Here is a 12975-nt window from a genome sequence, read left to right on the forward strand (position 1 = left end):
GAAAACGGGGACCGTACGTGGCCCGGGAGCGGGTGTCATGCGCTCTCCTGCGGTTCGGTCAGATGGAGGCGGGGCACCGTGCGGTCGGCGTCGGCCCAGGCGAGGACCGGACGGCCGGTGAACTCGAGGGGATTGGCCATGGTGTTGGCGCGGTAGGAGCGCACGCCGTCGGGCAGTTCGCGCGTGGCGACCTCCGCCATGTGCCTCACGACGTGCGAGTCCTCGTCCCGCCCCCGGTCCCACACCACTACTGGTACCCCGACGGCGAGACAGACCTGCACGATGCCGTCGCGAAGCCCCGGCGGCACGTCGACGGAGACCCGCACCGCGTCGAGCTTCTCCATCAGCTCGTAGTAAATCTGGTTCGGATCCTTGGACGCGTCCGAGAAGACCAGGGTTGCTCCGGAGTCGAGGCGACTCCACCGGTGCCGCCAGTCGGGCAGGAAACGCTCGTGTCGGCGCAGGAGTTCCGGACAGTGCACGACCAGCGGGAACTCCACCCCGAGCACACCGGGGACGATCTCGTCGGGAGCCCTGCCCTCCCATTCGTCGACGGGCAGGTTGAGGCTGGTGCGGTCGACCAGGACCTCCACGAGCGGACGCCTGCCGTGCACGGCGGAGGGGCCGAGGGACTCCAGGACGCGCAGCAGTTCGCGCGCCGCCTCCGAGGCCGAGTAGGAGACGGCGGCCGCGGTCGACACCTGCCGGGGCCCCGCGCCCTCGTCGCACCAGATCCGCAGCCGGTGGCGCCCCGGCTCGGCCCGCCGCACCTCCACCAGGACCCGTACGCGCGCCGATCGCGTCCGCATCTCACGCGCCCACTCCTGGGCGTCCGAGCGTCGCTCGGCCAGCGCCGAGCGGGGGATGCCGAGCCGGGTGATCACCGAGTCGGACCACATGCGCAGACCCGCGCGCTGCGGCCCTGGGCACAGCACACTGACGTACTCGATGACGCGCAGGAGCGCCGGAACCCGCGGCCCGCCGTCGTCCGAGCGGCCGTCGCCGTGCAGCGCCTCCAGATGGTCGAGCAGCGCGTCCAGGCTGCCGCCGCCGGGGAACGCGGCGGCCAGCGGCAGCGCGGCGCGCACCGCCTCCCCGAACCGCCCGAGCACCGCCTTGTCGACGCCCCGCAGGAGCTGGTGCAGGCGGGTGTACTCGCGTGGGGAGAGCAGCCGGGGCCCGCGCGCGAGGCGGCCCGCGGCCAGGATGCGGTCGGCCGCCGGCACGCCCTTGCGCCGCAGGATCTCGGTGAAGGCCGCGAGGGCGCGCGGATGGGTGAGGAGGAAGTCCGCGAACTCCTCGATCGTGGGCGGTGTCACCTCGCCGCCGTCCCCGACACCGCAGGCACGAGCCAGCTCACGGGCGATGTCGCCGCGCCCGGTCGAGAACGGGAACGCACCGTCGATCGCTTCCATGAGCAGACCGTGGGCCGGGTCGTCGACGTCGGCGGGTGCGAGGTCCTGGGTTTCGAAGGCGCCCGCGGCGCGCAGTTCGGCCTCGATGCGCTGCCAGGGGATGCCCCAGCTGCGCCGGATCAGATGCTGGGGGCTGTGCGCGGCGTAACCGCCGGTGTGCGGGTCGCGAGGCGGCATGAAGTGCGCGACGACGAGACCGACCACGGCCTTGTCCGGCCGGCACCACAGCGGGCCGCCGCTGTAGCCGGGGCCGACGGCCATGCCGGTGGCCTCCCCGTCGAGGTAACCCACGGGCCCGTCGGCGGACTTGACCGTCAGATCGGCGAAGGTGGCGCCGCCGGCGCTGCCGTGCCAGGTGCGCACCTCCTGCCCGGCCTCCATCGCGATCCGGCGGGCCGGCGGGTGGACGGCGTCGCCCGGCGCGTCGACCCGCAGGACGGCGAGGTCGCCCAGCCACTCGTCGTCGCCCTCGCCGACCACGCCGCCGTCCCTGGTGCGCGGCGCGATCCAGTGCGCCACGCGCGCGGGATACCGGTCGTGGCCGCGCGGTCCCCTCAGCTCGACCGGGATCTCGTCGGGACCCGGTGCCCCGGCCTCGAACAGGCCCCTGCCCAGGGCGTCATTGACGACATGGGCGCACGTCAGCACCGTGTCGGCGCCGAGGATGAGGCCCGCCCCCGCCACCTTGCCGTCCCGGGTGCGGCGTACGGACGCCACGCACGCGACCGGGGTCCCCCCGTCCATGGCCCCCAGGGGCCGGAACCACCCCACGGATCACTCCGCGCCCGGCGCCGCACCGCTGTCGGTGGCCGCCGTCGGCCTCCAGCTGGCGGTCACCGTGAGGTGGGCCTGTCCGTTGCCGCCGACGATCCCGAACTTGAGGTCCTGTCCGACCTGGACCCCGAAGGTCACGCTCATCTCACTGGGCGGCTCGGGCGCGGCCGTGACCGCGTCGTGGACCTCCTGGAGCAGCGGACCGAGCGGCCGGAGCGCGGCGCGCAGGGTGCCGACCGCGAACGTGGCGACGGCGCCGCGTCCGGTGGCCACGGGGATGGCCTTCCCCATGCCCTCGGGACGGTCTTCGTCTCCGCCCGGATCGGGTACCGCCCCGCCCTGGTCGGGCATCGCGCCCTGGACGGGAGTGAGCAGGAACCTGACGGGAGTACCGTCCTCGAACTGTGCTTCCGCTGAGGCTTCCATTGAGGTGGACACGGTCACATTGTGGCCGAGGTGGGCCCATGACAGCGGCACGTGTGCCCAACTCGGTTACCGCATCGATGCATTGGGCACGCGACCGAAGCATGTCCGGTATCTTGCGGGGGCGTTGCGGCGCTACTCCAGTGACGCATGTCCGGTTTCGCGTGGGGGCGTTGCGGCGCTATTCCAGTCCGCGTTTCCCCGGCGCCCAGAACGGTTTCGTCAGCACCGCCCGCCGGTCCCAGCCGGCGTCCCGCACGAGGGTCTGCCTCACCTGCTGCACGGTGCGGGCCTCTCCGGCGACGTAGGCGACGCCACCCGGCGCGGGGCTCAGCCCGCGGACCGCGTCCGGCAGTGAAGTGGCCCCGCGCAGCGACCAGGTGAGCCGCCCGGCGTGCGGGAGCGGAAGCCGGTCGTCGGCGCTCTCCGTCTCCAGGCAGCCGGAGACCGGCGCGCCGTCCGGCAGCGCGGCCAGCATCGCCCCGAAGGCGACGGACGCCGTCTCGTCCCCTACGAAGACATGGTGGGCGGCGTCGGGCCGCAGCACGAACGACCCCTCGGGCTTGCCGAGCCGGACGGTGTCGCCGGTCCGCGCGCTCCGCCCCCAGCGCGCTCCGGGCCCCGCCTTCGGGTGGTCCAGTACGCACAACTCGACGGCGCCAGAAGGGTCGTAGCGCCAGACCGAGTACGTACGCCGGGTCAGCGAGCCGTCCACCAGGACCCGCACCTGCTGTCCGGGGCGGGGGTCGAGACCCGCCAGCGCGGGGCCCTCGATGCGCAGCCGCCGCATCCGGGAGGCCACGGGCTCGGCCTCCGTGACGGTGCCCTGGAGCATCAGCAGGTCCAGGACGCGGGTGAGTAACGCGGGCATCGAGGGGCTCCTCGCGGTTCGGGGCGCGGCAGGGCGCGGTCGCGGTGCGGTGAGGGTGCGGCGGGGGATGCCCTGTCACCGTAGGGGCGGTGGTGACGTGTGCTCCAGTGCAATGTCGGCAGGGGACGCGTGCGTGGGACGCAGCCTTCCTGGCCGCAGGGGTCACCCCGACGCGTCGGGCAGCCGCTTCTCGAACCAGTGGGCGGCGTACACGTTGTCGTCGTAGCGCGGGATCTCCGTGTACCCGCACGCCCGGTACATCGCCTGCGCCTCCGCGAGCACGGCGTGCGTGTCGAGCCGTACGACCCCGTACCCGCGCGCGATCGCCTCTCGCTCGAGCCCGTCGAGAATCCGCCGCGCGAGCCCGAGCCGCCGGGCGTCGGGGTGCACCCACACATGCCGGATCTCGCCGACCCCCGCGTCGAGCCGGCGCAGCGCCCCGCACCCGACGGGACGCCCCTCCTCGTACGCGACGAGGAAGGCGCCCGAGTCCCCCGCCACCTCATGGGGCCGTACGAGAGCGGCGGGATCGAACCCTTCAGGGAACCGTGCGTCGATGTCGGCGGCGTACGCGTCGAGGCAGGCGCGGGCGTCGGGAGAGGCACCGTCGACGACTTCCACGGTGATGGCGGCCAGCCGCAGCAGCCGCTGCGCGGTGCCGAGGGCGGCGGTCAGCTCGTCGCGCTGGGGTGCGCCGAGTCCGGCGAGGAGCCCCTCGGCCAGCCCGTTGGCCAGCCGGTTCTGCTCCTTCACCTCGACCCGTCCGGCCGCCGTGAGCTCCGCGACGCGCAGCCTGCTGTCCCCGGGATGCACACGCACCCGGACCAGCCCCTGCGCCTCCAGCGCCCGCACCATCCGGCTCAAGTACCCGGCATCCAGCCCGAGCCGCCCCCTGAGCTCCCGCAACGAGGCCCCGTCGTCCCCGATCTCGAACAACAGCCGCGCCTCACCGAGCGGCCGGTCCTGCCCGAGGTAGTGGTCGTCGAGGACTCCGATGCGCCGGGTGAAGTAGCGATTGAAGCGGCGCAGGGCCCTCACGTGCTCGGCGGCTACGGCTTCTGCTGACACAGGCTCCATGGTTCTTTGACCTTAGTCAAAGAACAGTGAGCCCGCCATGGTTCCGCGGTGTCTTCGCCCCGCTCCACCGGTCGGATCCTCTGCGGCTGGTCAGAACTTCTGCAGCTCGCTCTGGAGCTCGGAGATGTCGACCGACTCGTCCGCCGACGGTGTCGCCGACGGGACCGGCTTGTTGTAATCCGTGAAAGTGAGGGCCGTGTCGGCGCCCTCGCCCTTCTCGGTCGCCCGGAACAGATGGTGATTGGAGTCGGCGGTGACGTACATCATGATCGTCCTGCCGTCCTCCCGCGGGTAGGTCAGCGGGATCACCTTGGTGCCGTCCAGCGTCGTTTCAGCGCCCTTCTTCAGGGGCGGGACGTGGTCCGAGTCGCTGAGGGCCTCCCTCTGGAAGGCGGTGAGGTCGCAGACGCCGGCCATGCCTATGAGGAGGGTGTCGGACGTCGAGCCGTGGATGTAGCGGTTGTTGAAGAGGTCGGCGACCGCCGAGCCCTGATTGCCCGGAATCTGCGCCTTCCAGAACTCCGTGTCCGGCTTCATCCACACGTCGGCGCCGCGTTTGATGAGCTTGACGCTGCCGCCGTCGGCACCCATCCGCATGCTGCCCGCGCAGTTGGCGTCCTGGTCGAGCGAGAGGTCGATCGAAGTCGGCACCCTCTTGCTCGCCGACGCGGCCGCGCTCTTGTCGGTCAGGTTCAGATGGACGGACTTCGCCGTCCGCAACCCTTCCCGTGCCTGGTCGGCGAGCTGCTGAGCGGTCGGATTGTCGCCGTCGTCCGCCAGGGCCGCCGTGGCGAGGGCGGGGGAGAGCAGGAGGGCCGCGGCCGCCGCCGCGCAGGTCAACGTCTTCCCGGACATCACGTCACCTCCGGGGTGCCGATGACTCTCAGCGTACGTTTCTGCAGATCTGCCCGCATTTCTGGTGATTTTTCAGTGACCCGGCGCACTTTTGGTCACCGATTGTGCATGCATCCGGGGCCGAGGGGCAGGTGCTCCCGGCCTCCGAGAGCGGCACATGTGTGACGCAGGGGCACGGAACAGGAACGGAAGGCAACACCGATCATGGCCGGACAGCAGGCACAACAGACCATCTACGTGGGCGGCGAGTGGCGCGAAGCCCTCTCCCGCGCCACCCGCGAGATCCTCGATCCCGCCGATGCCAAGCCGTTCGCCGTGGTCGCGGAGGGTGACGAGAAGGACGCGGACGCGGCCATCGAGGCCGCCCGCCACGCCTTCGACACGGGCCCCTGGCCGCACACCCCCACCGCCGAACGCGCCGCACTCCTGCGCCGCGTCGCCGATCTCCTCGTACGCGACCGCGAACGGCTCGGGCTCCTGGAGAGCCGCGACGCGGGCAAGACCCTGGAGGAGGGGCGCGTCGACATCGACTGTGTCGCCGACGCCTTCCGGTACTTCGCCGACCTCGTCGTGGGCGAGGGCGGCGGACGGGTCGTCGACGCGGGCTCCGACGACATCCACAGCGTCGTCGTGCACGAGCCCGTCGGCGTCTGCGCCCTGATCACGCCCTGGAACTACCCGCTCCTGCAGGCCAGTTGGAAGATCGCGCCCGCTCTCGCCGCCGGGAACACCTTCGTCGTCAAGCCCAGCGAGATCACCCCGCTGACGACCATCGCCCTGATCGACCTGCTGGTCGAGGCGGGACTGCCCGCCGGGGTCGCGAACCTTGTCACCGGGCCCGGCCACTCCGTCGGCGCCCGCTTCGCCGAGCACCCCGACGTCGACCTCGTCTCCTTCACCGGTGGCCTCGTCAGCGGTACGACGGTCGCACGGGCCGCCGCCGCGACCGTCAAGAAGGTCGCCCTCGAGCTCGGCGGCAAGAACCCCAACGTCGTCTTTGCCGACGCCTGCGCGACCGAGGAAGGCTTCGACACCGCCGTCGACCAGGCCCTCAACGCCGCCTTCATCCACAGCGGCCAAGTGTGTTCCGCCGGGTCGCGGCTCATCGTCGAGGAGTCCGTCCGCGAGCGCTTCGTCGCCGAACTCGCCCGCAGGGCAGGCAGGATCAGGCTCGGACGCGGCACCGAGGACGGTGTCGAGTGCGGCCCGCTCGTCTCCGCGCAGCAGCGGGAGAAGACCGAGGCATACGTCGCCTCCGCGCTGGCCGAGGGCGCGGTGCTGCGCGCGGGCGGCAAGCGGCCCGAGCCGTCCGAGGTCCGGCCCGCCACCGGGTACTTCTACGAGCCGACCGTCCTCGACCAGTGCCACCGCGAGATGACGGTCGTCCGCGAGGAGGTCTTCGGGCCCGTTCTCACGGTGGAGACCTTCCGCACCGAGGACGAGGCCGTCGCCCTCGCCAACGACACCGAGTACGGGCTCGCCGGCGCCGTCTGGACCGCCGACGCGGGCCGCGCCCGCCGCGTCGCCGGACGACTGCGGCACGGCACCGTCTGGATCAACGACTTCCACCCCTACCTTCCGCAGGCGGAGTGGGGCGGCTTCGGCAGGAGCGGGGTCGGGCGCGAACTCGGCCCGGCCGGTCTCGCCGAGTACCGCGAGACGAAGCACGTGTACCAGAACCTCGCGCCGAAGCCGGTCCGCTGGTTCGCCGGCTGAAGCCCTTTCCCGGCTTAAGCCGCCGCCCCCGTCCCCCCATCACCACTACGCGCCGTACCTTGCACGCCCCGGAGGAGCACCACTTCATGTCCCAGCACGAGAACACGTACGACTACGTCGTCATCGGCGGCGGCACGGCGGGCTCCGTCATCGCATCCCGCCTCACCGAGAACCCGGACGTCACTGTCGCCGTCATCGAGGGCGGCCCCAGTGACGTCGACCGCGAGGACGTCCTCACCCTGCGCCGCTGGATGGGCCTGCTCGGCGGAGAGCTGGACTACGACTACCCGACGACCCAGCAGCCGCGCGGCAACTCGCACATCCGGCACAGCCGCGCCCGCGTGCTCGGCGGCTGCTCGTCCCACAACACGCTGATCGCGTTCAAGCCGCTGCCGTCCGACTGGGACGAGTGGGAGGCGGCGGGCGCCAAGGGCTGGGGTGCGGTGCCGATGGAGGCGTACTACGCACGGCTCCTCAACAACATCGTCCCGGTCGACGAGAAGGACCGGAACGCCATCGCCCGCGACTTCGTCGACGCTGCGCAGGCCGCGCTCGACGTACCGCGCGTCGAGGGCTTCAACCAGAAGCCGTTCACCGAGGGCGTCGGCTTCTTCGACCTGGCGTACCACCCCGAGAACAACAAGCGCTCGAGCGCGTCGGTCGCGTATCTGCACCCCGTCATGGACCACCGGCCCAACCTGACGCTCCTGCTGGAGACCTGGGCGCACAAGCTGGAGCTGGACGGGACGCGCGCGACCGGCGTGCACGTCCGCACCAAGGAGGGCGAGGAGCTCCTCGTACGGGCCCGGAACGAGGTCCTGCTGTGCGCGGGCGCCGTGGACTCGCCGCGGCTGCTGCTGCACTCCGGCATCGGGCCTCGCGCCGACCTGGAGGCGCTCGGCATCCCGGTCGCGCACGACCTGCCCGGTGTCGGCGAGAACCTGCTCGACCACCCCGAGTCCGTCATCGTCTGGGAGACCAACGGTCCCCTCCCCGAGAACTCCGCGATGGACTCCGACGCGGGCCTGTTCGTACGCCGGGACCCGGAGCACCAGGGTCCGGACCTGATGTTCCACTTCTACCAAATCCCCTTCACCGACAACCCGGAGCGGCTCGGCTACGAGCGCCCGGCGCACGGCGTCTCGATGACCCCCAACATCCCCAAGCCGCGCAGCCGCGGCCGTCTGTACCTGACGAGCGCCGACCCGTCCGTCAAGCCCGCCCTCGACTTCCGGTACTTCACGGACGAGGACGACTACGACGGCCGTACCCTCGTCGACGGCATCAAGATCGCCCGCGAGATAGCCAAGGCCGAGCCGCTCGCCGGCTGGCTCAAGCGCGAGGTGTGCCCCGGTCCCGGCGTCACGGACGACGAGGAGCTCAGCGCGTACGCGCGCCAGGTCGCCCACACCGTGTACCACCCGGCGGGCACCTGCCGTATGGGCGCGCCGTCCGATGAACTCGCGGTCGTCGACCCCGAGTTGCGCATCCGCGGCCTCGACGGCATCCGGATCGCCGACGCGTCCGTCTTCCCGACGATGCCCGCCGTGAACCCGATGATCGGGGTGCTCATGGTCGGGGAGAAATGCGCCGAGCTGATCGGGGGTGCTGCGTGATGAGTACCGTAACCCTGCATCAGGACAAGGGCGTTGAGCCCGTCTTCTCCGTGCACAACCTGTGGAAGGTCTTCGGCCCCAAGGCCGACCGTATCCCCGCCGACTCCGAACTCGCCGCGCTCGACGCCGCCGAACTGCGCTCCCGCACCGGCTGCACGGCCGCCGTCCGCGACGTCAGCTTCGACGTCCGCAAGGGCGAGGTGTTCGTGGTGATGGGCCTGTCCGGCTCCGGCAAATCCACGCTCGTGCGCTGCCTCACCCGGCTGATCGAGCCCACCTCCGGCGGCCTCGCGATCGACGGCGAGGACGTCCTCGCCATGGACAAGACCCGGCTGCGCGAACTGCGCCGCCACCGCGCCGCGATGGTCTTCCAGCACTTCGGCCTGCTGCCCCACCGCACGGTCCTCGACAACGTCGCGTACGGCCTGGAGATCCAGGGCGTCGCCAAGAGCGCGCGCCGCGCGAAGGCCTTGGAGGTCGTCGCCAAGGTCGGCCTGGAGGGCATGGAGCAGCGGAAGCCCGGACAGTTGTCCGGCGGTCAGCAGCAGCGCGTGGGCCTGGCGCGGGCGCTCGCCGTGGACCCGGAGGTCCTCCTCTTCGACGAGCCGTTCAGCGCGCTCGACCCGCTGATCCGGCGCGACATGCAGGAGGAGGTCATCCGGCTCCACCGCGAGGAGGGCCGCACCATGGTCTTCATCACCCACGACCTGAACGAGGCCCTGCGCCTGGGCGACCGCATCGCCCTCATGCGCGACGGCCGCATCGTCCAGCTCGGCACACCCGAGGAGATCGTCGGCTCCCCCGCCGACGACTACGTCCGCGAGTTCGTCCGGGACGTCCCACGCGAACAGGTGATGACGGTGCGCACGGCCATGCGGACGGCGTCCATGGAGGAGGCGGGAAGTGGCCCCGCGGTCGCGCCGGACGCGACGGTCTCCGAGGCCATCGAGGCTGTCGCCCGCACCGGCTCCCCGGCCCGGGTCATGGATGAGGGCCGCTGCATCGGGGTGGTCGACCACGAGCGCCTGTTGGGCGTGGTGGCAGGCGCCGGTGCACCGGCGGGCAACGGTGCCGCCGAAGCGGCCGGTGCATCGGCGGGTAATGGTGCCGCCGAGGCAGCCGCTTCACCTGCGGGCCATCGTGCCGCCGAGGCGGCGCCCGTCCCACAGCGAGGCGGCACCCCGCAAGCGCCGGTGAGCGACACCCCGGCCCCGGCCACCCCCGACACCGGTGCACCTGTCGCCCCCGGCGAGGAGGAGGTGGCCTGATGGCTACAGCCACCGCTCCCATCGGCCATACCGGCCTGGCGGACCGAGCCAGAGCTCTGGTCCGCCACCGCGCCGCGGGCAAGCTCCTCCTGCTGGCCCTGGCCGCAGCCGTCCTCGCCCCGATCCTCGACGCCCGTTGGGCCAGCGGCACCTGGCCCCACGCCCTCACCGTCGACCTCACCGAACCCCTCGGCAGGACCAGCGACTGGATCATCGACAACCGGGACAGCCACCCCCTGTTCCTCTACTTCTTCGGGTACGTCAGCAACGCCGTCGTCCTCTCCGTACGCGCCGTCTACCTGCTGCTGCTCGCAGCGGGCTGGGCCGGCGTGACGGCCGCGGCGGCACTGGTCGCCTGGCGCACGGCAGGCGTACGGCTGGCCCTCGGCACGGCCGCCGCGTTCCTCGCCTGCGGCCTGCTCGGCATGTGGGTGCCCACCATGCAGACGCTCGCGCTCATGGTGGTCGCCGTGCTCGCGTCCGTCGTCCTGGGCACGCTGCTCGGCCTCGCGGCGGGCCTCTCCGACCGCACGTACCGCGCGCTGCGCCCCGTGCTCGACACCATGCAGGTGCTCCCGGCCTTCGCGTATCTGCTCCCCGTCGTCCTGGTCTTCGGCATCGGCGTCCCCGCGGCCGTGCTCGCGACCGTCGTGTACGCGGCCCCGCCCATGGCCCGCCTGACCGCGCTCGGCCTGCGCGGCGCGGACGGAGGTGTGATGGAGGCGGTGGCTTCCCTGGGCGCCACGGCCCGCCAGCGGCTGCTCACCGCCCGCCTCCCGCTGGCCCGCAGGGAACTCCTCCTCGGCCTCAACCAGACGATCATGATGGCGCTGTCGATGGCCGTCATCGCCTCCGTGATCGGCGCGGGCGGCCTCGGCGACCGCGTCTACCAGGCGCTGGCCTCCGTCGACGTGGGCGCCGCGCTGGCCGCCGGCATCCCGATCGTGCTGCTCGCGGTCGTCCTGGACCGGGTGACCGGAGCGGCGGGGGAGCGGCTCGGTGGCGACGGTGGCGACGCGGGCGACAGGGGTGACTCCCGCGGGAAGCCGACGGCATGGGCGTACGCCGCCGCCGCGGCCGTCGCCGTCGCGCTCGCCGGACGCTTCACGGACACCCTCGACTGGCCCGACGCCTGGACCCTGACCATCGCCGAGCCCGTGAACCACGTCGTCGACTGGATGACGAATCACCTCTACTCCGGCGTCCCCTACATCGGCGGCACCGCCGACTGGGCCGGCCACTTCACCACCTGGATCCTCGACCCGCTCCGGGACGGCCTCCAGTGGCTGCCCTGGTGGTCGGTCCTCCTGATCGTCGCCGCCCTCGCCTGGCTGATCGGCACCTGGCGCACCGCGCTCACCGCCGTCCTCGCGATGGCCGCGATCGGTGTGCTGGGCGTCTGGAAGCCGTCGCTGGACACGCTCTCGCAGGTACTCGCCGCGGTTGCCGTCACCCTCGTCCTGGGCTTCGCCATCGGTGTCGCGGCGGCCCGCAGCGAGCGGTTCGAGCGCCTGCTGCGGCCCGTACTCGACGTCTTCCAGACCATGCCGCAGTTCGTCTACCTGATCCCGGTGGTGGCGCTGTTCGGCGTGGGCCGCGCGCCCGCCGTCGCCGCGGCGGTCGTCTACGCGCTGCCCGCCGTCGTCCGCATCACCACCCAGGGCCTGCGCGCCGTCGACCGCGCCGCACTGGAGTCGGCCCGTTCGCTCGGCGCGACCAGTGGTCAGCAACTGCGCCAGGTCCAGCTGCCGCTCGCCCGCCCGGCGCTGCTCCTCGCCGTCAACCAGGGCGTCGTGCTCGTCCTCGCCGTCGTCATCATCGGCGGCCTCGTGGGCGGTGGCGCGCTCGGCTACGACGTCGTCTTCGGCCTCGCCCAGGGCGACTTGGCGACCGGCCTGGTCGCCGGCGCCGCGATCGTCTGCCTCGGCCTGATGCTCGACCGGGTGACCCAGCCGACGGAACGCCGCGCGAAGAAGGGAGCGTGACATGCGCATACGTACGATCTCCGCGGTGGCCGGCGCCTCGGCCCTGTTGCTGCTGACCGGCTGCGGCGCCGCCGACATGACCAAGCAGGCCTCGCCCTTCGCGAACGCCCAGGGCGCCAAGACCGTGACCCTCTCCGTGCAGTCCTGGGTGGGCGCGCAGGCCAACGTGTCTGTCGCGCAGTACCTGTTGGAACACGAGCTGGGCTATCGCGTCGACACCGTCCAGGTCGACGAGGTCCCCGCGTGGGACGCGCTCAGCCAGGGCCGGGTCGACGCGATCCTGGAGGACTGGGGCCACCCCGACCAGGAGAAGCGCTACGTCGAGGACAAGAAGACGATCGCGCCGGGCGGTGACCTGGGCGTCACCGGCCACATCGGCTGGTACGTCCCCACGTACTTCGCCAAGCAGCACCCCGACGCCACCGACTGGAAGAACCTCAACAAGTACGCGGACCAGCTGCGCACCGCGGAGAGCGGAGGCAAGGGCCAGCTTCTGGACGGCTCCCCGTCCTACGTCACCAACGACAAGGCGCTGGTGAACAACCTGAAGCTCGACTACCAGGTGGTGTTCGCCGGTTCCGAGGCCGCGCAGATCACCCAGATCAAGCAGTTCGCGAAGGAGAAGAAGCCCTTCCTGACCTACTGGTACTCCCCGCAGTGGCTCTTCGAGAAGGTCCCCATGACCGAGGTGAAGCTCCCCGCCTACAAGGAGGGCTGCGACACCGACCCGAAGAAGGTCGCCTGCGCCTACCCGCACACCCCGCTCCAGAAGTACCTCAACGCGGACTTCGCCAAGACCGGCGGCAAGGCCGCGGCCTTCCTGAAGAACTTCAAGTGGACCACCGAGGACCAGAACGAGGTCTCCCTGATGATCGCCAACGACAAGCTGACGGCCCAGGAGGCGGCGAAGAAGTGGGTGGGCAGCCACGAGTCGACATGGAGGTCATGGCTGCCGTCGTAACCGACGTACGTAGC

Annotated in this window: 10 protein-coding genes; 5 read left to right on the plus strand and 5 right to left on the minus strand. The window is 71.8% G+C overall.

What is annotated here, in order from left to right; genetic code table 11:
* Positions 1-35: 35 nt before the first annotated feature.
* From ACFY0T_RS12420 to ACFY0T_RS12440, 5 genes are all read right to left on the minus strand, one after another.
* Positions 36-2159, minus strand: coding sequence for a trypsin-like peptidase domain-containing protein (locus ACFY0T_RS12420; protein ID WP_388868013.1), 2124 nt, complete (start codon positions 2157-2159; stop codon positions 36-38).
* Between the two features lie 30 nt (positions 2160-2189).
* Entirely contained in the window at positions 2190-2615 is a 426-nt protein-coding gene (locus tag ACFY0T_RS12425) for a CU044_2847 family protein (protein WP_388868286.1), read from the minus strand.
* 178 nt (positions 2616-2793) lie between these two features.
* Positions 2794-3483, minus strand: a complete 690-nt coding sequence (locus tag ACFY0T_RS12430) for a siderophore-interacting protein (protein ID WP_388868016.1) — start codon at positions 3481-3483, stop codon at positions 2794-2796.
* A 162-nt stretch (positions 3484-3645) separates the two neighbouring features.
* Positions 3646-4560, minus strand: a complete 915-nt coding sequence (locus ACFY0T_RS12435) for a GNAT family N-acetyltransferase (protein ID WP_388868019.1) — start codon at positions 4558-4560, stop codon at positions 3646-3648.
* A gap of 90 nt (positions 4561-4650) precedes the next feature.
* On the minus strand, positions 4651-5415 hold the full coding sequence (locus tag ACFY0T_RS12440; protein ID WP_388868022.1) for a hypothetical protein: 765 nt from the start codon (positions 5413-5415) through the stop codon (positions 4651-4653).
* A 204-nt stretch (positions 5416-5619) separates the two neighbouring features.
* Here ACFY0T_RS12440 and ACFY0T_RS12445 point away from each other — a divergent pair, with 204 nt between their 5' ends.
* From ACFY0T_RS12445 to ACFY0T_RS12465, 5 genes are all read left to right on the plus strand, one after another.
* Complete coding sequence (locus ACFY0T_RS12445; RefSeq protein WP_388868025.1) at positions 5620-7131, plus strand: aldehyde dehydrogenase family protein; 1512 nt, start codon at positions 5620-5622, stop codon at positions 7129-7131.
* Between the two features lie 86 nt (positions 7132-7217).
* A complete protein-coding gene (locus ACFY0T_RS12450; RefSeq protein ID WP_388868028.1) occupies positions 7218-8747 on the plus strand; it encodes a GMC family oxidoreductase in 1530 nt (509 codons plus the stop codon).
* Complete coding sequence (locus tag ACFY0T_RS12455) at positions 8747-10015, plus strand: glycine betaine/L-proline ABC transporter ATP-binding protein (protein ID WP_388868031.1); 1269 nt, start codon at positions 8747-8749, stop codon at positions 10013-10015. Before ACFY0T_RS12450 ends, ACFY0T_RS12455 begins: the two co-directional genes overlap by 1 nt.
* Positions 10015-12000: an ABC transporter permease gene (locus ACFY0T_RS12460; RefSeq protein ID WP_388868034.1), complete on the plus strand. Its 1986-nt coding sequence runs from the start codon at positions 10015-10017 to the stop codon at positions 11998-12000. Before ACFY0T_RS12455 ends, ACFY0T_RS12460 begins: the two co-directional genes overlap by 1 nt.
* A 1-nt stretch (position 12001) precedes the next feature.
* Positions 12002-12961 carry an ABC transporter substrate-binding protein gene (locus ACFY0T_RS12465; protein WP_388868037.1) on the plus strand — a complete coding sequence of 320 codons (960 nt, stop codon included), beginning with the start codon at positions 12002-12004 and terminating at the stop codon, positions 12959-12961.
* Positions 12962-12975: the final 14 nt, after the last annotated feature.

Source organism: Streptomyces sp. NPDC001530, from assembly GCF_042894545.1.
GTDB lineage: Bacteria > Actinomycetota > Actinomycetes > Streptomycetales > Streptomycetaceae > Streptomyces.